The sequence below is a fragment of the Providencia sp. TYF-12 genome, from assembly GCF_041344805.1.
Lineage (GTDB): Bacteria > Pseudomonadota > Gammaproteobacteria > Enterobacterales > Enterobacteriaceae > Providencia > Providencia huashanensis.
This window is the reverse complement of record NZ_CP166833.1, coordinates 2,049,096-2,069,372: the sequence shown is the minus strand read 5'-3', so window position 1 is coordinate 2,069,372 and position 20,277 is coordinate 2,049,096. Positions and strand designations below refer to the sequence as shown.

The window sequence follows — 20,277 nt, the reverse complement described above, 5'->3', positions numbered from 1 at the left end:
GCGAACTGGCTATTTTTCACCAATTACAATGATTTCATCTCAATTTTAGCCATCATATCCGCTAATTTATTACGATTTTTTAGCCCAACATCGGGCTGAGAAACTGATAACGCGGAAATAGCCGTCGCCATACGTAATGTATGCTCACTCGACTCCCCATTGAGTAAACCATAAGCAAGCCCAGCAACCATTGAGTCCCCAGCCCCTACCGTACTTATCACATCACAATGAGGTGGTTTGGCCAACCAAGACCCTGAGGCATTTACCCACAAAGCCCCTTCTCCTCCTAATGAAATGACAACATGAGAAATGCCCTTATCACGTAATTCATGGGCTGCTGCAATAACATCTTTTAAATCAGGAAGTTTTCTACCAACCCAGCTCTCTAATTCATGTCTATTCGGTTTTACTAACCAAGGTGATGCTTTAAGACCGGCTTTCAAGGCCTCTCGGCTACTATCAAAAATAATACATGGGCATAATTGCCGAAGTCTGGTCATCCAACGAGTAAATTCTTCAGGGTCAATACCATTTGGTAAACTGCCGCTAACGACAACCATATCAAAATGGCCTAGCCAATTTAATGACTCTGTAGAAAAGCGGTTCCAATCCTCTTTACTTACATCAAAACCTGAAAAATTAAAATCTGTTGATTCCCCATTATTTTCAGTAAGTTTTACATTAATACGTGTACGTCCCGGTACCATACTAAAACGATTAGCCATCCCATTTTCACTGAAAAAATGTTGGAATTCTTCTTGGTTATCCTTCCCCATAAAACCACTAACTGTGATATCAATGCCTAAATCACGCAGCACTTTCGCTACGTTTACACCTTTACCACCCGCATTGAGGCTAGCGGTTTTGACTAAATTGACTTCACCAACTTCGATTGTAGAACACAGCCCTACAAGGTCGTAAGCAGGATTTAATGTAATTGTAGCAACCCGGCGAGTCATAACCACTAATCTCCCTTATCATGATTATCGTATCTTAAAATATAATCATAGTTATAACATTAAAGCATATTGTTTTCAGTGATATTTGTATTTTTCCCTGCTTGTTTTTCTGTTGTACCATGGCAAAATCAGCGCGCTAAAAAATAAAATAATCAGGAGAAAATATGTCTGAGCCTGTTAACGTCGTCGTCGGTGTCGGTGTGATCATCACCAATTCGCACGGGCAAATACTCATGGGTAAACGCAGCAGTAAACATGCCCCTTACTGGTCAATTTTTGGGGGTCATGTTGACCCTGGGGAAACTTTCGAACATTGCGCTATTCGTGAAATAAAAGAAGAAATCGGTATTGATATTCAAGCACCAACCGTATTTGGTATCAGTAATAACTTGCAAACTTATCAACAAGAAGGGAAGCATACGGTCTCTATCTGTATGCATGTTGAATACAATGGTGAAGTTGCACCTCAAATAATGGAAACAGACAAATGTGAAAGCCTAATGTGGGTTTCACCTGATGCATTACCTGAGCCTCACTTTGAAGCCAGCCGCAATGCCATTGACCTTTGGCTAAACCAGAATCTTTATCACCATAAAGCCTAATATTAACCTTTAACGTATAAACGATTTTGTTTGTACGTTTTTTATTCATCTCTTTCTTATTACTCGCTTTTTCCTATTTAATTGCCTTTACCATATTTACAACGTCATGTGCTTACCGTATCATTTAGCTAGTACAGTGAAACATTCTATTAGGAGCCACCATGGCCGTTGATACTACAACACAACACAAACGCCCTTCCATCTTGGGTGGTGCAATGATTATCGCAGGGACTGCAGTCGGTGCGGGTATGTTTTCAATTCCAATGGTGACTTCAGGTGTATGGTTTTCAGGCTCAGTCGTGCTATTAATCTATACATTTATTTGTATGTTACTTTCGGGGTTAATGATCCTAGAAGCAAATATGAATTACCCTGCTGGAGCCAGTTTTCACACTATGGTCAAAGACCTGTTGGGAACAACTTGGAATTCAATTAATAGCTTATCCGTCACCTTTGTTCTCTACATACTGACTTACGCCTACATTTCCGCGGGTAGTTCTATCATTACCGCAAACTTGTCAGGTCATATACAAATTCCACAAGCGGGTGCAGGCTTTATTTTTGCTTTCATCGTCGCTTTTATTGTTTGGCTTTCAACTCGTGCTGTAGATAGGTTAAGTACTATTTTAATCGGTGGTATGGTTATCACATTTATCATGTCAATTGGTGGGATGATCTCAACGGCATCTCCTGCCATTTTATTTAACCAAGTTGAACAAAGTGATCATCAGTATTTACCTTACGCTCTCGCCGCATTACCTTATTTATTAACCTCTTTTGGTTATCATGGCAATGTACCTGGGCTAGTTAAATATTATAATAAAGACAGTCGCAGTGTAGTCATGAGTTTAGTGTTTGGAGCAACTATTACGGTTGTTATCTATATCTTGTGGCAGTATGCCATCCAAGGCAATATCCCACGCTCTGCCTTTATTGAGATAAGAGAAAGTGGCAATAATATTGATGCCCTGTTGACTCAAATGAATATCTCGACGAAAAACAGTTTTATTTCACAATTCCTAAACCTGTTTTCTTATATGGCGTTAGCCAGCTCATTCTTAGGTGTCTCTCTTGGCTTATTTGATTTTATTGCAGACTTCTTTAAATTTAAGGACAATCAACAAGGGCGTTTCAAATCTGTTTTAGTCACCTTTGTACCGCCTACCATCCTTGCGTTAATTTTTCCAAATGGTTTTATTTATGCCATTGGTTTTGCAGGGCTAGCAGCAACCATCTGGGCGGTAATTGTCCCTGCTCTAATGGCAAAAGCGAGCCGTGTACGCTATCCAAATAATAGTTATAAAGCACCTGGTGGAACATTTATTATTGTTTTCGTTATCTTATTTGGTGTGATTAATGCTGTAGCACATTTGCTATCTTTAGCTGGTTTACTCCCTATTTATTAACGGCCTTTGGTGAATATCGCTTTTACGCAATATTCACCATTCCCTTTCCCATAAAATTTTTCACCGAAAATTAACCGCAACATCTTGCCTAATCGCTTATCTGCGAGTAATTTTGTCGCACTCTTTTTGACAATCCCAAAGAAGGTTATTTATGGCCAAGGCCAATGAAATTAAACGCGGTTTAGCAGTTAACTATAATGGCAAATTACTACTTGTAAAAGATATTGATATTCAAGCACCTAGTGCTCGTGGCGCAAGTACCTTGTATAAAATGCGTTTTACAGATATCAAAACTGGCCAAAAAGTTGAGGAACGTTTCAAAGGAGATGATATTTTAGAAACGATTTCGTTAACACGCCGTGGAGTGACTTTTTCTTATATTGACGGTGATGAATATGTTTTTATGGATAATGAAGACTATACACCTTACATGTTCAAAAAATCAGATATTGAAGAAGACCTATTGTTCATCCCTGAAGAGGGTTTGCCAGGAATGCAAGTGCTTACCATAGAAGGTCAAGTCTTGGCTTTAGAACTTCCTCAAACCGTTGATATGGTCATAATGGAAACAACACCTAGCATTAAAGGTGCATCAGCGAGTGCCAGAACTAAGCCTGCGACTATGGCTACAGGGCTTACTATCCAAGTTCCTGAGTATTTATCGAGTGGCGAAAAAATTCGTATCCATATCCCTGAACGCCGTTATATGGGGCGTTGTGATTAATTACAATATGTTATCTAACCTATGACCTTATATGCCTATGAATTAATTGTTCATAGGCATATGCCACAATCACTTAGCATTATCCCCTCCTAACGACCTGCTCTTCGGCTTCACTCATGTTTAATCATATTTAATCGTATAGATTCCCAATGTATGGTCTTTGTTTATCCAATTAAACTCTTGAGTTCCCTTTGAATTAGGAAGTAGTGTTGTTTGCCCTCTGAGTTTTCGAATATCAACAGACGTCGTTTTTTCATCTCCAGTATCACTCCAACATTTGGTTATCACACTTTTAGGCGTTGCTTCTATCATGCAAGGTGGCGCGACAATCGCTCCTGTAAATAAAATGACACCAGAGCTAGCACGTTTCATCCCACTATTTTTTGATGCTACTGCCGAAAAACTTGAAACCAATACTGTTACTGTAAAAATAGTCGCTACAATTTTTTTTACTGAGTTATCCATAAGAATCGCCCTCTTAAAGTTAAGTTATCGTCACTTTTCGTGATTTATTTATACTTAAAATATTTTTCACTCTGCGTGACTGAGGACGACATACTAATCTCAACGAAATATTAGTGATTTCATTTATAGTCGTAGTTTTTTATTTTTTTGAATCGTTATTACTCAAAATAAAATCACCTATTTAAATGACTTTTTTATTACCACACGAAATGCAACATCTTTAGAATTTTATCTATTAAAATCAGCCCTATATATTGTAAAAAACGTCATATTTATTGTTTACAAATCATTTTTGTATTTAACTTATAAAATGAGTATTTATTAATATGAAAAAAAACCTTGCTACTAAAATTTACCTATCCCCCAAACAGTTGATAGCTGCGGGTCGGCAACGTGCTTGCTATCAACATCCAGAGTATGATGATTTATGCATCAAAGTGCATTTAAATGGGAGAAGTGATAAAGAAACGCTACGAGAAATACGCTATTACAAGCGGTTATATAAAAAAAGTTTAAGTACCAACACTATTTCTCATTATTATGGAACCCAAGAAACTAATTTCGGCTTAGGGTATGTTTTCCAACTCATTAAAGATAAAACAGGGAATGTTTCACATACATTAGAGTATTACCTAAAAAATAAAAACATACTTTTAAAACATAAAAAAAATATGAGAATTGCCTATGAACAATTTAAAAAAACAATCTATGAAGAAGCCATAGCAACAATGGCACTAAAAACTTATAATATTGTTTATCAATTAGGCTATAAACCTCACGGCCAATTTTTTATTATTGATAACCTTGGTTCAGCCAATTTGATCCCCCTAGATTATTTTTCAGCCACTATTGCGCGTTCAACATTAAATCGTCGTTTCGCAGATTTTGAAAATCGGCTTTATAGAGAATTTCAAATCAAAATATAGTTTTCAATACCTGTCTTACTACCATTCATTTTTTAGATTTAAAATTAATCAAAACTTCAATATAAGTATTTTTTGTTATCAGAATACTGATAAATAAACAGTAGCTATGATTTTTTAAAGTCAATCACCTAACGGCCACCTATAATTAGTGCATGACTTGATGACTAAAACCTTTCTAACTTAGATAAATTTAAACTTCTTTACATTAGAGGTAGATGTTAGGCATTTACTTCGTAAATAGACTGAAACAAGACGTAAGAAAATGTGAACAAGTTCATACTTTATTTACTCAAAACGGTGCAATACCGCGCAAAATGCCCTTACATATGATAGAAATCACATAAACCAATAGTGAATAGGCAGTTCTATCTAATGTTTTGTAAATTATAGACCTATTGCCTCGCCATTTCGGCTTTGTTTATGTATGCTCTTTAAGGTTTATTTTCAGGCTTGTTAGGCTACCAATTCACGTAAAATTCTTTTAGTAAATATTGGTATCTGTTCTATACTCAATAAGTCATTGAAAATGACTAAAGCGTACAACACCTAGTTTGGGTTGTTTGCTATAAATTGTTGTCATAAACATTTCTTGCGAAAAACACACTCTTATCGCCAAATGCGTTTTTCACAAGGATAGGTTTTATTTTGTCGTGTCTATTTACACGATAATGCGATAAAAAAATGGTAAGGGATATATATAAGAATGTTAACATCTGAAAAACTTAAGCGCTATGCTTGGCGCATTGTACCGGCAATTGCTATCGCCGTGACACTCTCAGCATGTACCAATCCTAAGTCAGCTAAGAATACACAAAATACTGCTAAATCAGATGTACGTATGTTAAATGGTTCCGCGGGGGACTCTTTAACTATGGCATCTCAAGATGAATTCGAAGAGCTAGTACAAAGTGTTGACACTAAATCCAAAATCATGAACCAATATGCAAGCTGGAAAGGTGTTGCTTATCGCCTCGGTGGCACAACCAAAAAAGGTGTGGATTGTTCAAGCTTTGTTCAGCGCACATTTTTTGAACAGTTTGGTGTGGAACTCCCTCGCACAACCTCAGAACAAGAGTACTCGGGTAAAAGCGTAAAACGTAATAATTTAAAAGTTGGCGATATCGTTTTATTTAAAACAGGTCGCACAATGAAGCATGTTGGGATCTATATCGGCGATGAAAAATTTGTTCACGCCTCCACAAGCAGTGGCGTTATTGTTTCTGAAATGACGAATTCCTACTGGAGCAAAAGGTACTACGCTAGCCGTCGGATCATTAACGGGTCCTAACTTTCTGCCATACCTTATCCCCTTACCAATAAAAAAGCTTCCAAGTAACAGATACTGGAAGCTTTTTTATTGGTAATTCATATTTAATTTCTGAGCCTAGCGGTTGTTATTTAACGCCATCAAAAAAATGAGAGACGCTGTACGCAAAAGTGCCTAATAATATCAGTCTGTATTTTAGTAAAGCAACTTAGCAGCAGAGCAAATCGCCACCGTCTATCACCGATACATTAGCAATAACGTAAATCAATAAATAACCCATATATATTTATTTGCACTCAAATTAAGCACAATAAAAACCAGATGATAGCTCTGCAATAGCCACACCAGAGGCTTTCAAACGACACATAGCTGCTAATTCATCATTTGCGTGAATGAACAAGCACACTTCTTTCTGCCACTCCAAAATAGCATTAGCAATTTGCATATCCGATAACGACTCAGATAACTGCTGCATCGCAATACAATCTGTTGCACAGTCATGACTAAGTAATTTTAGCCCCACAAGCTTATCGCTATCGACATCATTCATAGGTACGACTTCAACATCAGTCCCTATTTTGCCTGATAACCAGCGGTAGCTTTGCGGTAGCCTGTGCACCACCGAAAGACCTGATTTTTCCACAAAGATATCCTATTAAAACATTTTAGTATTTAGCCAAGTGACCCGGGGGTTACCGCCCCACTAGACCTAACACGAGGATCGAACCAACCCTATTACGCTTATATACTATTTAAACGTGAATAAAACCCTCTTTAAACTAACTCATCGTTCAAACCGAGTTTTTAACAACCACAAAAGTAACAGTAATGTTAAATTCTAAAACCTAAATATAACATTAAAAATACAACATGTCGTTAAATTTTTGTGACACAAATCATTGCACATCAATTTTTATGGTAAATTAATTAAATATTAAATTTTTTTTGATATTTGAACTCAACATTCACCACAAAACACCTAACTTTTTTTTACATCTTTGACATAAAAACCGCAATAACTGAGCTATTTTTTGAAGTGCGCACAAATTTTTGCCAACTTGTTACAGCAAAGAATACGGTGTGATAAAAAACATAAATTTAACAAATTACCTACTAACGGTAATTGATTTAGATCATTTTTCACCAAATATTTTAATCCCCCTACTTTACTATTCGTATTTAACGAATTAAAGGTAGCTATAAACATTGAGAATAGCTGTATCTTATTGGATGAACTGAATCAATTCGGAATAATCGGACAAAAGGAAGGATAGACATCTATGACATTTTCAGTTTCATCCGTGAAACTGAAAAATTAATGAAATTACTTTGTTCTTTTCGCCAATAAAACAAATAGCATGGATAATGCAACACAAGCCACCATTGACCCAACCATTGGCCATGCATTTTTAGCGGGTATCAAAGATAACAATGTTCCGACCAGAGCCCCAATTGAAAAACGAATGGTTCCAGCTAAGGAGGAGACAGTCCCTGCTATATGTGGGTAATTATCCAAGATAACAGCCATTGCGTTTGATGTGATCATCGCTATCCCACTAACATAAATGGCCACACCAATGACTAGAGTCCAAAAATCCAGCGCAAAAGCAGTCGTCGCTAACAACCATAACCCCATCACAAATTGGATAATAATGCCAAAGTACAGCATTTTTTCCGCGCCAAAATGCCTAACGTAGCGGCTATTTATTGTGGTCATAATAAATAGAAAAATAATATTGATACCAAAATAGTAGCCAAAATGCTGCGGTGACACGCCATTTAAATCAATATAAACAAATGCGCCCGCATTTAAGAACGAGAACATACCAGCGAAAGAAAATGAGCTAGCTAATATATAGAACAAAACCTGTTTAGCTCTAAATAACGTCGCAAACTGCCTGAGTGTAGTGCCGACATGGAATTTCTGCCGTTTAGCGGCAGGTAGTGTCTCTCGCACAAAACAACTCACTAAAATAACCGCTATCACTGCTGCGATTGCAATGCTCCAAAAAATCGCATGCCATGAGAACCAACGCATTAGTTCTCCCCCAAGGATCGGGGCTAATAATGGTGCAATCGTCATGACTAACACCACAAATGACATGCTTCTTGAAAATTCGTCACGAGTGAACATATCGCGCATTAATGCGTTAATCACCACACTCGCAGCCGCAGCAGCAAACCCATGTAAGAACCGTAACCAGATCAATGATTCAATGGATTCCGTGATTGCACAGGCAGCAGATGCAATAGCAAAGACAATTACACCACCTAAAATTACTGGCTTACGCCCAATGCTATCCGCCATCGGACCATAGAATAGTTGCCCAATAGCAAAACCAAAAATGTAGCTGTTAAGCGTCATCTGAATACGCCCTTCATCTACATTAAAATAATGCATCATCGTCGGAAAGCTAGGTAGGTACATATCGATAGCCAATGGCATTAGCATCGATAATAAACCTAAAATTAATATCAGCCCCAAATAGGATGAACGCTGCTGTTGCACTCTTTAAACTCCTGCATTTTATTTACGTGATACATTAATACTGTTAATTTCAGCTTCAGTTAACGGCCGATACTCACCGGGCTCAAGCGAATCATCGAGCCATATTTCCCCGACTCGTTCCCGATGCAAGCCGCAAACATGGTTACCCACCGCTGCAAACATACGTTTTACCTGATGGTAGCGCCCTTCGCTAATCGTCAATCTAACATCACGTGGACTAATGATTTCAAGTTTGGCTGGCTTAGTGACGGTTTTTTCACCGTTAAGCATTACACCTTGCTCAAACTGTGCAGCCACGTCATTTGCGATATCGTCACTTAATTGCACACGATAGGTTTTTTCACAATGATGTTTTGGTGATGTAATCCGATGAGACCATTGCCCATCATCAGTTAGCAATACTAACCCTGTCGTATCAATATCTAAGCGCCCTGCTGAATGAAGTTTTTGAGCGAGCGGCTCATCGATAAAATAAAGTATAGTGGGATGCGTTGGGTCATCTGTCGAGCAAATATACCCTTGGGGTTTATGCAACATAAAGTAACGAGGCCCTGTTACTTGCACAAGAACATTGCCATCATAAGCGACTTCATGGTCGGTCGTAACTTGAAAGGCTCCCGATTTGACGATTACATCATCAACTGTCACCAGCCCTGAGCGCAATTCACGCGCTACCAAACTGCGGCTTATCCCTAATTGCTGGGACAAAAATTTATCCAGTCGCATAGATTCTCTTAACTTGATGGAATGCCAGTGAGGCGTACAATAGCACTCAACTGTCAGAATATAGAATGAAAGGTTGCTGTGATTATTATCACATAATTCATTATATCAATAACCCTAGTGAAGGGATAGTTTCCTAGCAGCAACTCAGATCTTTAGACAGAGCCATGGTTTTAAATTAAATTTAACGCCTTTTTCCCAACTTATTAACTCTATACTGAATAATATGTCTTTTGTTTTACGTCCTTATCAACAAGAAGCCGTTGATGCAACAGTGCATTATTTCCGCAAGCACACCCAACCTGCGGTTATTGTTCTACCTACTGGCGCGGGGAAAAGCTTAGTCATCGCAGAGTTAGCTCGCCTTGCGCGTGGTCGTGTTCTTGTGTTAGCCCATGTTAAAGAACTCGTTGAGCAAAACCATGGAAAATACCTCGCTTATGGCTTACAGGCTGATATTTTTGCCGCTGGACTGAATCAAAAAGATTCACAAAGTAAGGTCGTATTTGGGAGTGTACAATCGGTTGCCCGGAACCTTGATGCTTTCAATACTCACTTTTCTTTAATTATCATTGATGAATGCCACCGTATCAGCCTGAATGACAAAAGCCAATACCAGCAAATTATTCAAGCCTTACAAATTCATAACCCTACGTTACGTATTTTGGGGTTAACAGCGACGCCTTATAGGCTTGCCAGTGGCTGGATTTACCAATACCACTATCATGGTATGGTGCGGGGCGATGAAAACTGTTTTTTCCGTGAATGTATTTATGAATTGCCACTACATTATATGATTAAAAATAAGTTTCTCGTCCCTCCTGAACGGTTGGATATGCCCGTTTTGCAATATGACTTTAGTCAGGTATCACTGAGCTCATCTGGTATTTTTAATGAACAAGAGCTCAATTTATCACTTAAAAAGCAACAAAGGATCACGCCAAAAATCGTTTCTCAAATTGTTGAGTATGCAACGCCATTACAAGGCTGTATGATTTTTGCGGCAACAGTAGAACATGCAAAGGAAATACTGGGTTATCTACCTAAAAATACGGCTGCGCTTGTGACGGCAGATACCCCCGCTGCTGATAGGCAAGACATCATTCAACGTTTCAAAAACAAGCAATTACATTATTTAGTCAATGTTTCTGTATTAACCACGGGCTTCGATGCCCCCCATGTTGATGTAATAGCTATTTTACGCCCTACCGAATCCGTAAGCTTGTATCAACAAATTGTCGGCAGAGGCCTGCGACTTGCCACCGGGAAAACAAAATGCCTCATTTTAGATTATGCAGGCAACCCTCATGACCTATTTCGACCGGAAGTCGGCTCAAGTAAACCCAATTCAACGAGTGTACCCGTGCAAGTTTTTTGCCCATTATGCCAATTTGCCAATACTTTTTGGGGGAAATGCACTTCTGATGGGCAAATTATCGAACACTATGGTCGTCGCTGCCAAGGTTGGGAAGAAAATCAACACGGACAAAAACAACAATGTGAATTCCGTTTTCGATTTAAACAGTGCCCCCATTGTGGCGCAGAAAATGATATTGCCGCACGTCGTTGCCAACAATGCCAAGAAGTCCTCACTGACCCTGATGATATGCTAAAAGCTGCACTTAAATTAAAGGATGCCCTAATTTTACGTTGCGGTGGGATGCAACTATTGACAGGCCATGATGCAAAAGGTGAATGGCTTAAGATTAATTATTATGATGAGGACGGAACCAGCGTTTCTGAAAGGTTTCGTTTAACAACACCAGCTCAGCGACAAGCCTTTGAATTTCGATTTTTACGCGAACATCAACGTGCGCCTGGAGTTCCATTTAAGTGGAATAATGCTAATGATATTTTATTACAACAATCATTATTACGTTATCCACAATTTATCGTGGCTCGGAAAAAAGAACGCTATTGGGAAATACGTGAAAAAATCTTCGATTATCAAGGGCGTTTTCGCGTTGCTGACAGCCTATCTTAAAGCTAAGGCGATCTTAATGATTGCTGGATGGCGGATTTTTCGTTAAAATGCCGCCCGCCTTCATATATCACATTCTCTGAATGAAATATTCTTAGGCCAAATCTCGAACCTGCTGCTGGGTCGCCTGTAGCAGGATTTATCTTTTCTTTTTATAGAGAAATAGTAATGTTAACTATCAATGCAATTGAACGTAAAGAGCAGGGTAAGGGTGCGAGCCGCCGCCTGCGCAGAGATAACCAACTTCCAGCTATCGTTTACGGTGGCAACCAAGAGCCTATCTCTGTGACTTTAAACCACGATGAAATCATTAACCAAGAAAGCAAAGCAGAATTTTACGAAGTTCTGAATCTGGTTATCGATGGTAAAGAAACTAAAGTAAAAGTTCAGGCTGTTCAACGTCACCCATTTAAACCAAAAGTGACGCACATTGACTTCCTGCGCGCTTAATTAAAGCCCACAGCCGAGCTTTAGAAATTTCGGGACGCCGAGTAAATAACGCCGCAATTGCGGCGTTATTTATTTCTAGGGTATTTATTTTTTAGCCTTCGCTATTCTGGCAAAGAACTAATTTTCCTTCAGTAATTTTACTTACTACCACGTCGTTGTAACTGGTCACGCAAATTAGGTGGGGTACCACGAATAGTTAATGTATCAGTTACTGGGTCCCAAAAAATACGCTCCCCCATCAACATAGCATCGAAACTGATAGTGATCCCCCCTCCACTTCCTGAAAATTTGGTCAGTTGCTTTAGTGTTCCTCTATCAGCAGGAAAACTTTCTTCTAGTTGATAATCATTTTGACGTGCGAAATCATCAAAGCTTTGCTCTTCCACCATTGGCAACTCTTTTGCCAATGCCTGCAATTCAATTTCCTCGCCTGATTGAAGTTGTTCAGTACAATAACTATGGACTTGCTGGCGGTACGCTTGGCGCGTATTTTTATCCATTTGAGCATTGTCACAAAAATCATCTAACGCTTGAACTAACCCCTTATTTTGTACTTTTGCGTTTAACCCTTCAGAAGCCGCCAAGAAATCCATAAAGAAATCAGAGACCTTACGCCCTACCCGCCCTTTTAAAAAGGTTAAATAACGTTTTGATTCAGGGTTTGTTTCCCACTCGGTTAAATCAATACGAGCGACAATATCCGCATGAGGTATATCTAAATAATGTGTCGTTCCTAAATCTAAAGTGTCCGTGACAAACATGCTATCGCAACTACTCAAAACTGAAATCAAAAGATATTCAACAGCAAGGTAGCGATACTGACAGAAAAGAACGATCCCCCCTTCAGCAAAAGGGTATTTAGCGAGTTCATCCTTTAAACGTACCGTCATCGCACGGCTGAAACCTAAAAACTCTTCTTCACCTTTACGCAGTAACTTTAAAGCATCAGCCAGTTCACTTTCTTCATTAAACTCACCGAATGCTTTACTTTTTGCACTATAGACTCGGTGTAATTCTGCCATCATGTCCTGTACGACATCATCCGCTGTTAATAAAGAATCCCGTAACATCACCTCAAGGGTTTGTTCATCCCGCTTAATCAACTGATGTAAAGCTATCTGGGTAATTTCCAGACTCATTGTTGGCTCCTTTTTTATAGCAGAAATATTGTCGCGCGTATTCAAACACTGATATTATCACTCTGCAATAGAAACTATCATTTGTTCTTTTTTCAACCTCAAAATGCTGAACTAATACGCACTTTACGAATCTGAATAAACATTATTATCACTTAAACGAAAATTTGTTGCGAAGAAAGAAGAAAAAACAGCAGCTATACGCTATGATATGGAGCTTTCATTAATTTAGGATGTCTCAATTTATGCCACAATCATCTCGCTATAGTGATGAAAAAGTTGAAGGTTTACTTTCTGACCTCGTGAGTGTGTTAGAAAAAAACCATACACCTGTTGACCTTTCCCTTATGGTGTTAGGTAATATGGTAACGAATCTGCTCAATACTTCTGTTGCGCCAGCGCAACGTAAAATGATTGCAGAATCCTTTGCAAACGCATTACTTTCTTCTGTTAAAGAAGATCAATCACACTAATTGATTAATGAAATAAACAGTATGGTCACCCACCTGCGCTACCGTGACAAAGTCTCTGCCATGATTGGTTGGGGACACTGGTTTGCACTATTCAATATACTGCTTAGTCTTGTACTAAGCAGTAGCTATCTGTTTATTTTTGATTGGCCAGATACCTTAACTGGTCGTGTTTATGCTTTCGTCAGTTGGTTAGGTCATTTTAGTTTTGTGGTCTTTGCCGCTTACCTACTCATTATTTTTCCACTGACCTTTATTGTGATGTCTCAGAGGCTACTGAGGCTACTTTGTGTTGCCCTTGCGACAGCAGGGATGACACTGTTAATTTTTGATATACGTGTTTTTAGTCAGTTCGGCCTTCACCTAACACCACAAGTTTGGGATCTCGTCATCAACCCAACCAAGGGGGAGATGGCCCGTGAATGGCAGTTAATGTTTATTAGCATCCCTATTATCTTTCTACTTGAGATGCTATTTGCCACTTGGAGCTGGCAAAAACTTCGTAGCCTAAACCGGCAAACTTTTGGTAAGCCGCTTGCGAGTATTTTTATTGTGACTTTTATTATGTCACACCTTATGTATGCTTGGGCTGATGCCAATTTTTATCGCCCTATTACTATGCAACGCTATAATTACCCATTATCGCAACCAATGACGGCACGTAAGCTACTTGATAAGTATGGTTTATTAAACTTAACCGAACATCAAAACCGCGTATTCCAACAAGGTAGCCCTACGGCATTGAAACTAAACTACCCACTAAAACCGTTAAGTTACTATGACCAAGGTGCTGGCTATAACTTATTGTTGTTAGTGATTGATGACCTCGGGGACAAGTCCCAGCAGGATTCAATGAATTCACTTAATGCGTTTAAAGAGATTAGTACGCAATTTACCAACCACTATACAACGGGTTTGCGTAACGATACCGCATTATTTGGCTTATTCTATGGAATATCATCAACTTATTTTGATAACATTTTAAACGGTAGGCATCCATCCGCTTTAATTTCGGCTCTGCAACACCAAGGTTATCAATTTGGTTTATTCTCGACCGATGGATTCAATTCACCTTTATTTAGGCAAGCTATTTTATCTGACTACTCGTTACCTGCAAAAACTGCAGATAACGACAATTTAACCATCTCACAATGGAATCACTGGCTAAGTAATTTGAAACACGATTCCCCTTGGTTCTCTTTCCTTAATATTAAAGGGGCCCCTGGTAGCGCAAAAACCAATGAACAAATTAACAGTGTGATGGCTACATTAAAACGTGATGGTCGCTTACAAAATACCATTGTTATCGTGACTGCAAATTACAATAACAATGGAAAAGCAGAAAATGAATGGTTGAATAATAAACGCTTCAATCGTGACAAAATGCAAGTGCCATTATTTATTTATTGGCCAAATACACCCGCTCAACAGATTGATAAGCTTACAAGCCATCAAGATGTCATGACCACGTTAATGCAGCGTTTATTACATGTAAACAACCCGCCTGATGATTATAGTCAGGGTGAGGATTTGTTTAGTAATCAACGCGTTTATCCATGGGTGATCACTGGTGACAATGATGATGTCGTTATTACTACCGATACCGCCACGCTCTATATGGATCATAATGGTCAGTTTAATATCTACGATAAACAAGGGGCTATCGAAAAAGACGAAAAACCAGATTTGGCTGAGCTGTTGAAAATTTTCACAGAATTAAAGCGTTTTAATGAGAATTAATGCTTAAATATCAACCAGTCGTATCATTAGTCTATTGCTTTTAGAGACAAATTGAGTAGTATAAAACAAAGTTCGGCATGTAGCGCAGCTTGGTAGCGCACCGTCATGGGGTGTCGGGGGTCGTAGGTTCAAATCCTATCATGCCGACCAACTTTTTATAGAGAAACCAACCGCTTAAGGTTGGTTTTTTTATGCCTAAATTTTAAGCGAGGTAAAATGGGGCTAAAACTCCATCGCAATAGTTTCTATTTCAATATCAAAGTGCCCCAACCACTCAAGCTGGCGCATTAGTGTTTATTTGCAGACATTGATAGGAATGAACCTAATACAAAAAAGTACTTAATAAGATTTGCTTCACGTTCCCCTGCTGGTTTTAATTCATGGTAACTAACCGTAAAGACCAAAATAAAGCCAAAATCCCCAATTAAGAAGCGTATTAAGATTACAAGCCTAGAAGTGATAGATTCCCACTGAGTATTAGGTTAGCAAGAGTACAAATTGAAGTGAACAAAAAGGCCGCATAAGCGACCTAATACGAAATATAAGCTATACAGAAACTGTATTATTCAACCAGAAAATTGACATCTAAGCTACCGCGGTATTTTCCTGGAGCTATTTTTCCATTAACGCATAAAGCAAAGTTTAACCCTTGGATAAAATTTCCCCCAACGGAGCTATAAACCTGCTTACTTTTCGTATAATTAATGGCTTGAGAAGAGTCAGCAATACAAACTTCATCACCTTTAGCAGTCGCATCAATCGATGTGGCTATATAAGGCAAATCATCTGAATTTCCATCTAACGGGTCCAGCACCATTCCAGTATAATTTCCATCCACTAGAGCATTGTTTGGCTTAATAGAGATCAAATACTTACCAGTATCTGGACAATTAACATTAACCTGAGCAAGAGCATTAGCTAAATTCTTAGGACTTGGATAAGTCCCCGCTAACTGTACCCCGAAATCAATCTTCGTGTTTGTTATTGCGGATACTTTACATGTATCAACAACAAATATCCCCATGTACTGATGCTCACCAATAAATACCGCTTCAGATTTATCTTTAGGGTATCCATCTCCATACCCATTTCGGTGGGCCATCATAATAGTATCATCTGCAAGGTAGCGCCCTTTTTTTAAGGGCTGTGGAGCATATGCTGAATAACTTGTTATAACACCTGTAAATTTAGCGGGGTGAGTAAAAGTAGTATATAAAACTCCAGGTGTACCTGACTTAGGTTCGAGCCCAAAATCAAAATAACCACTATAGTTTATACCGTACGGCACATGGTACATACCTTTTGATGAGCTTATTTTAGAATGCCTTAATGAAAACGATGCAGTTTCCCAGCGCACTCCTGAACTCCAATCATAAGGAATATTATATCTAGCGTATGTAGTGGAAAACACCCCATTTATCAATAATATTATACGGTTGCTCTCATCAAATTCATTAAATAACGAGATCCCATAGGCTCCTTCTTGAGGATAGTAGACAAATGCTGAATCAGGACCTTCCCTCCACTTCCATGTAATCAACTCAATAAATGGGAAATTTGGAAGTATATCACTGTTATTTAAAACCTGTTCAAAATAAACAGTACGCACAGGTGGGGAAACCTCACCTAAATACCCGATTGCTCCCACAGGTACACGTAAATCATTAGCATGAGAAGTAGCTATAATTCCTCCTAGTATTAATGCCACCGCCGACAACAAACCATTTATACACTTATTCATAGATGACCTATTATTTTTAATAATTTCACGTTTTATTAATTATATGGCTCTTTTCCTATTTGAGCATGAAATAACCACATAAGTTACAACAAAAAATTACACCAATCATGCGTTATAACAGAGTTAAACACCAAGATAATAACTAAAAATAGTACATACACTATAAATAACAACATTGAAAAATCACTTAAAGACCGGCCTGTATAACACCAAAACACCGCCCATACACAATAACCCTAGAGCCTGTGCCCTATTTTTCCCCTTCATTTCCTGCTCTTTCAACTATTCTTCACGGAATTGCTCATCAAGTGAAAAATAGCCACATAAAACTCTCTACAACTTATCGCGGTAAGCTTTAACAAAGATAATGATCGATATCTCAGAGGGATAAAGGTATAGGCAGGCGGTCATTACAGCATGTCGACAGTTGCGACTAATAACACTGTGGGTAATTAAAAGCTCGTTAGTAGCACCATTAAATTTAAGGACCGGGATATCGGGAAGCTCTAATTATATTCTCTTCCACTTGGCTTTACCGCCTTGTAGCGCCCAAACTCAGTAAACCACTTTTGAGCTTCTATGGCTTTTTTACTATTTCCTCCACATGTTCAGATTCTTCTTGTCCTAGTTCAGTGGCAGTACTAAGAACTTTCCAGAAAAAACTGATTGTGATCCATTTGATTGGTAGCCATTCACCATTTTGTGTGAGAATTTCAAATTCATATCAGCAGTTTTATAAAAGCAAAGATTTATCTTGCTACGTACAAAGTATAAAAAACACTGATCTACTACTGTCTCAGATATATTCAGAATTATTAAAGAGTAAAAACTCGTGGTCTATGCTCTATTTTGCAGATCACGGTCTGTCTTTTATTGATAATCAACAAGATTTAATTCATGGTGATAAACGTAAACAAAATTTTGAAGTCCCTTTATTTATTACATCTTCTAATTCTGTTGACCGTGAAATAATATCAGCACAAAGAAATGGGCTTAATTTATTTCAATTATTTGCAGAGTGGTTGGGTATTAATGCTAATAATATAAAACCCACATGTAAAATGCTATCCAATAATGATTGTAAAGGGCAAAGTAATGTGATCGATTTTGATCAACACATTATTGATTTTAATAAACTACCAAATGATGATATAAAATACCCATATCAGTATCACTAAAATATTCGTAGCCATTAGTTTATGTTTTTAGTCGATGAGTTCAACGCCTAGTCGGCTGGGTAACCCTAGTACTTCAAAACGTGAAATTTTCGCCTTGACTAGGCTAGTTTAGAATACTTTTCAATTAGGTCTATAGACAGGTAAGATTTTACACGATCGAATAAAGCCCCCAGTAATTGGGGGCTCTTAATAGAGTAGTCCTTATTACTAAGGTTATTGATAAAGTAATTGAATTTATTTAACCAATTTACACGTACGGCCTTTATCGTCAGAGGTTTTTCCGTTTACAATATCATCCTCTGATATGGTTGCTAAATTAAATTCATTCTTACCTTTAGACCACAATTGAAAGCTTTCACCCGTATATCTTGCACCACTTGCACTTGGTGCCTCATTCAAGACTATAATTTCACCGGAATATAAGATTACTGCGATTTTATCATTTGGGAATGACGCTTTAATTTTCTGACCTTCACAGTTATAAGTATCTGTTTTAGCGGCCAGTGAAGGCTGTGCCATGAAAATAGAAGCTAAAATAATAGCAGGGATAAATTTAATTTTACTCATGTAATGCTCCATCATATAAAAGTATTAAATCCGTTAATGATTTTAAACTCCTATATTGAGTAAAATAATAAGACAATTCCGTAACCAAAGATCTGCATTATATTCGATATTCAGAATCAAGCCCCCCAAAAGAACAAAAAATACCTTAGTGGTTTAGTAAGTTCAGACTAATTAGTTAGGTGAGCATCTTTTTAAATTCTACATAGCTCCGCTTATTTAAATGTGACTAGGTGTAGGAACTTGAATATCCAACATAATAAACCAATGTGTCGAAAAAATGCGAGCATTTCAAAAACAGCTGACTGTTCAACTGATTAATCTAAGAATAAGACTACTCATTACATAATATATTTATCATATGCTATTGCTATAATTTGAAAAAACTTTTTGGGGTACCAATGAAAAAATTAGCATATATGTTCTTACTTATATCCACATACGCTCTCTCTGATAGTAACAATGACACTAGCCTCATTAAAGATGGCATGAAATCAATAACATCATCAATAACAAGTTCAAGTAAAGATGCACTATCCGGATTCAAGGAAGGTATTGATGAAGGGAGAGCTTCTGGGAGCAGCGTTGATGGTGCTATTATCATTTACGACTTGGAAAACCTGAATAAATACACTGAGATAAAAGTATTAAAATCTGAAAAAACTGCTGATACTGAGTATCTGCTGACATTAGCTATAAAAAATAAATCAGAGTCAGCAATTCGCTTAACAAATTTTGATGATAAAAATAACATTTATATCTTAGACCAAGATGGGTTTACATCTTATTTAAATGGGGTTCAAAGTGATATTAGTATTCCCAAAAGAGCGGCATCTAAAGTGAAGCTTAAGTTTTCAGAAGTAGATGATGCTCCTTCAATACTAAGGCTATATGACCTAGATGTAAAAGTACCACCTGTAAAATAACTGATTTATTCCTTGTTTTTTTTACTCTCACAATAAAAACGGTCTACATTGTATAAGGCGCGTTTTTATTGTTTTATTTCCAGTTTAATCATCTGTCAGCCCCCTTATCTTGTAATATTGTTTTTAACCATATTAGATTTTATTAATACAAATACAGTAAGTATTTAAATTTAACAATAGCCGATACAGTGAAAATAATTAGAACAGTACTAAAAACAAGATCAAGGTGAGAGAAAAATGTTAAAAATCAATCTTATCGATAGATGTTTTGGGAACATATCCATAAAACGTTGACGTATCGAATCCGCTATTGATTCATCTGTTGGTGAGTTAATCAGGGGATATTAATACCCGCTATAGCTTTCAATACTCATAGTTATAGCCGTGTTTATTTGCTATTTTAATCATATAATCGGTCTTGTCACCAAAAACAATAATTCTATAGATTGATAACAACCTATTGATTTCATGCGACTAAAGACTAAACTGTGATTCCATTTACACAAAAGC

General features: G+C 37.7%; 19 protein-coding genes and 1 tRNA gene. 12 read left to right on the top strand and 8 right to left on the bottom strand.

Annotation, left to right across the window (positions count from 1 at the left end; genetic code table 11):
• Positions 1 to 23: 23 nt before the first annotated feature.
• Entirely contained in the window at positions 24 to 959 is a 936-nt protein-coding gene (fruK, locus tag ABE954_RS09205) for a 1-phosphofructokinase (protein WP_217008476.1), read from the bottom strand.
• Between the two features lie 164 nt (positions 960 to 1,123).
• Here fruK and ABE954_RS09200 point away from each other — a divergent pair, with 164 nt between their 5' ends.
• The 3 genes from ABE954_RS09200 to yeiP all read left to right on the top strand — a co-directional run bounded on the left by ABE954_RS09200 (position 1,124) and on the right by yeiP (position 3,691).
• Positions 1,124 to 1,561, top strand: a complete 438-nt coding sequence (locus tag ABE954_RS09200; RefSeq protein WP_129466077.1) for an NUDIX hydrolase — start codon at positions 1,124 to 1,126, stop codon at positions 1,559 to 1,561.
• 161 nt (positions 1,562 to 1,722) lie between these two features.
• Entirely contained in the window at positions 1,723 to 2,967 is a 1,245-nt protein-coding gene (gene mtr / locus ABE954_RS09195; RefSeq protein WP_042843410.1) for a tryptophan permease, read from the top strand.
• 151 nt (positions 2,968 to 3,118) lie between these two features.
• Positions 3,119 to 3,691 (top strand): elongation factor P-like protein YeiP, encoded by a 573-nt coding sequence (gene yeiP, locus ABE954_RS09190; protein ID WP_042843409.1) that lies wholly within the window; start codon positions 3,119 to 3,121, stop codon positions 3,689 to 3,691.
• A 120-nt stretch (positions 3,692 to 3,811) separates the two neighbouring features.
• On the opposite strand, the gene ABE954_RS09185 is transcribed toward yeiP, so the two are convergent.
• Positions 3,812 to 4,156, bottom strand: coding sequence for a hypothetical protein (locus tag ABE954_RS09185; RefSeq protein WP_042843408.1), 345 nt, complete (start codon positions 4,154 to 4,156; stop codon positions 3,812 to 3,814).
• Positions 4,157 to 4,482: 326 nt separating this feature from the next.
• On the opposite strand from ABE954_RS09185, the gene ABE954_RS09180 reads away from it, so the two are divergent.
• Both ABE954_RS09180 and mepS read left to right on the top strand, forming a co-directional pair.
• The gene (locus tag ABE954_RS09180; RefSeq protein WP_048607453.1) at positions 4,483 to 5,082 is read left to right on the top strand and encodes a YrbL family protein; all 600 of its coding nucleotides are present in this window, start codon (positions 4,483 to 4,485) and stop codon (positions 5,080 to 5,082) included.
• A gap of 703 nt (positions 5,083 to 5,785) precedes the next feature.
• Positions 5,786 to 6,370, top strand: coding sequence for a bifunctional murein DD-endopeptidase/murein LD-carboxypeptidase (mepS, locus tag ABE954_RS09175; protein ID WP_042843406.1), 585 nt, complete (start codon positions 5,786 to 5,788; stop codon positions 6,368 to 6,370).
• A gap of 280 nt (positions 6,371 to 6,650) precedes the next feature.
• On the opposite strand, the gene ABE954_RS09170 is transcribed toward mepS, so the two are convergent.
• The 3 genes from ABE954_RS09170 to rsuA all read right to left on the bottom strand — a co-directional run bounded on the left by ABE954_RS09170 (position 6,651) and on the right by rsuA (position 9,584).
• Complete coding sequence (locus tag ABE954_RS09170; protein ID WP_042843404.1) at positions 6,651 to 6,992, bottom strand: hypothetical protein; 342 nt, start codon at positions 6,990 to 6,992, stop codon at positions 6,651 to 6,653.
• Positions 6,993 to 7,673: 681 nt separating this feature from the next.
• Positions 7,674 to 8,801 carry a Bcr/CflA family multidrug efflux MFS transporter gene (locus ABE954_RS09165; RefSeq protein ID WP_230233542.1) on the bottom strand — a complete coding sequence of 376 codons (1,128 nt, stop codon included), beginning with the start codon at positions 8,799 to 8,801 and terminating at the stop codon, positions 7,674 to 7,676.
• Positions 8,802 to 8,876: 75 nt separating this feature from the next.
• Positions 8,877 to 9,584, bottom strand: coding sequence for a 16S rRNA pseudouridine(516) synthase RsuA (rsuA, locus tag ABE954_RS09160; RefSeq protein WP_131680739.1), 708 nt, complete (start codon positions 9,582 to 9,584; stop codon positions 8,877 to 8,879).
• A gap of 223 nt (positions 9,585 to 9,807) precedes the next feature.
• Here rsuA and ABE954_RS09155 point away from each other — a divergent pair, with 223 nt between their 5' ends.
• A complete protein-coding gene (locus ABE954_RS09155) occupies positions 9,808 to 11,565 on the top strand; it encodes a DEAD/DEAH box helicase (protein WP_206227080.1) in 1,758 nt (585 codons plus the stop codon).
• Between the two features lie 165 nt (positions 11,566 to 11,730).
• Positions 11,731 to 12,012, top strand: coding sequence for a 50S ribosomal protein L25 (gene rplY / locus ABE954_RS09150; RefSeq protein ID WP_042843399.1), 282 nt, complete (start codon positions 11,731 to 11,733; stop codon positions 12,010 to 12,012).
• Positions 12,013 to 12,149: 137 nt separating this feature from the next.
• On the opposite strand, the gene yejK is transcribed toward rplY, so the two are convergent.
• Positions 12,150 to 13,151: a nucleoid-associated protein YejK gene (gene yejK / locus ABE954_RS09145; protein WP_042843397.1), complete on the bottom strand. Its 1,002-nt coding sequence runs from the start codon at positions 13,149 to 13,151 to the stop codon at positions 12,150 to 12,152.
• A gap of 242 nt (positions 13,152 to 13,393) precedes the next feature.
• Here yejK and ABE954_RS09140 point away from each other — a divergent pair, with 242 nt between their 5' ends.
• The 3 genes from ABE954_RS09140 (at position 13,394) to ABE954_RS09130 (ending at position 15,508) form a co-directional block, all read left to right on the top strand.
• Positions 13,394 to 13,621: a YejL family protein gene (locus tag ABE954_RS09140; protein ID WP_004911940.1), complete on the top strand. Its 228-nt coding sequence runs from the start codon at positions 13,394 to 13,396 to the stop codon at positions 13,619 to 13,621.
• A gap of 21 nt (positions 13,622 to 13,642) precedes the next feature.
• Positions 13,643 to 15,358, top strand: a complete 1,716-nt coding sequence (gene yejM, locus ABE954_RS09135) for an LPS biosynthesis-modulating metalloenzyme YejM (protein WP_042843396.1) — start codon at positions 13,643 to 13,645, stop codon at positions 15,356 to 15,358.
• A 73-nt stretch (positions 15,359 to 15,431) separates the two neighbouring features.
• Positions 15,432 to 15,508: transfer RNA gene (locus ABE954_RS09130), tRNA-Pro, on the top strand.
• 412 nt (positions 15,509 to 15,920) lie between these two features.
• On the opposite strand, the gene ABE954_RS09125 is transcribed toward ABE954_RS09130, so the two are convergent.
• Positions 15,921 to 17,099, bottom strand: coding sequence for a hypothetical protein (locus ABE954_RS09125; protein ID WP_166686842.1), 1,179 nt, complete (start codon positions 17,097 to 17,099; stop codon positions 15,921 to 15,923).
• A gap of 668 nt (positions 17,100 to 17,767) precedes the next feature.
• On the opposite strand from ABE954_RS09125, the gene ABE954_RS09120 reads away from it, so the two are divergent.
• A complete protein-coding gene (locus tag ABE954_RS09120; protein WP_238563576.1) occupies positions 17,768 to 18,277 on the top strand; it encodes a sulfatase-like hydrolase/transferase in 510 nt (169 codons plus the stop codon).
• Between the two features lie 234 nt (positions 18,278 to 18,511).
• Here the strand turns inward: ABE954_RS09120 and ABE954_RS09115 are convergent, their stop codons facing one another.
• Positions 18,512 to 18,844, bottom strand: coding sequence for an MliC family protein (locus tag ABE954_RS09115; RefSeq protein WP_210814216.1), 333 nt, complete (start codon positions 18,842 to 18,844; stop codon positions 18,512 to 18,514).
• A gap of 398 nt (positions 18,845 to 19,242) precedes the next feature.
• Between ABE954_RS09115 and ABE954_RS09110 the strand changes: the two genes are divergently transcribed.
• Positions 19,243 to 19,767 (top strand): hypothetical protein, encoded by a 525-nt coding sequence (locus tag ABE954_RS09110; RefSeq protein ID WP_042844382.1) that lies wholly within the window; start codon positions 19,243 to 19,245, stop codon positions 19,765 to 19,767.
• Positions 19,768 to 20,277: the final 510 nt, after the last annotated feature.

Excerpts from the sequence above, each read along its gene's own strand:
- fruK (WP_217008476.1), bottom strand. The coding sequence starts at position 959 with ATGACTCGCCGGGTTGCTACAATTACATTAAATCCTGCTTACGACCTT.
- ABE954_RS09200 (WP_129466077.1), top strand. The coding sequence starts at position 1,124 with ATGTCTGAGCCTGTTAACGTCGTCGTCGGTGTCGGTGTGATCATCACC.
- mtr (WP_042843410.1), top strand. The coding sequence starts at position 1,723 with ATGGCCGTTGATACTACAACACAACACAAACGCCCTTCCATCTTGGGT.
- yeiP (WP_042843409.1), top strand. The coding sequence starts at position 3,119 with ATGGCCAAGGCCAATGAAATTAAACGCGGTTTAGCAGTTAACTATAAT.
- ABE954_RS09185 (WP_042843408.1), bottom strand. The coding sequence starts at position 4,156 with ATGGATAACTCAGTAAAAAAAATTGTAGCGACTATTTTTACAGTAACA.
- ABE954_RS09180 (WP_048607453.1), top strand. The coding sequence starts at position 4,483 with ATGAAAAAAAACCTTGCTACTAAAATTTACCTATCCCCCAAACAGTTG.
- mepS (WP_042843406.1), top strand. The coding sequence starts at position 5,786 with ATGTTAACATCTGAAAAACTTAAGCGCTATGCTTGGCGCATTGTACCG.
- ABE954_RS09165 (WP_230233542.1), bottom strand. The coding sequence starts at position 8,801 with ATGCTAATGCCATTGGCTATCGATATGTACCTACCTAGCTTTCCGACG.
- rsuA (WP_131680739.1), bottom strand. The coding sequence starts at position 9,584 with ATGCGACTGGATAAATTTTTGTCCCAGCAATTAGGGATAAGCCGCAGT.
- ABE954_RS09155 (WP_206227080.1), top strand. The coding sequence starts at position 9,808 with ATGTCTTTTGTTTTACGTCCTTATCAACAAGAAGCCGTTGATGCAACA.
- rplY (WP_042843399.1), top strand. The coding sequence starts at position 11,731 with ATGTTAACTATCAATGCAATTGAACGTAAAGAGCAGGGTAAGGGTGCG.
- yejK (WP_042843397.1), bottom strand. The coding sequence starts at position 13,151 with ATGAGTCTGGAAATTACCCAGATAGCTTTACATCAGTTGATTAAGCGG.
- ABE954_RS09140 (WP_004911940.1), top strand. The coding sequence starts at position 13,394 with ATGCCACAATCATCTCGCTATAGTGATGAAAAAGTTGAAGGTTTACTT.
- yejM (WP_042843396.1), top strand. The coding sequence starts at position 13,643 with ATGGTCACCCACCTGCGCTACCGTGACAAAGTCTCTGCCATGATTGGT.
- ABE954_RS09125 (WP_166686842.1), bottom strand. The coding sequence starts at position 17,099 with ATGAATAAGTGTATAAATGGTTTGTTGTCGGCGGTGGCATTAATACTA.
- ABE954_RS09115 (WP_210814216.1), bottom strand. The coding sequence starts at position 18,844 with ATGAGTAAAATTAAATTTATCCCTGCTATTATTTTAGCTTCTATTTTC.
- ABE954_RS09110 (WP_042844382.1), top strand. The coding sequence starts at position 19,243 with ATGAAAAAATTAGCATATATGTTCTTACTTATATCCACATACGCTCTC.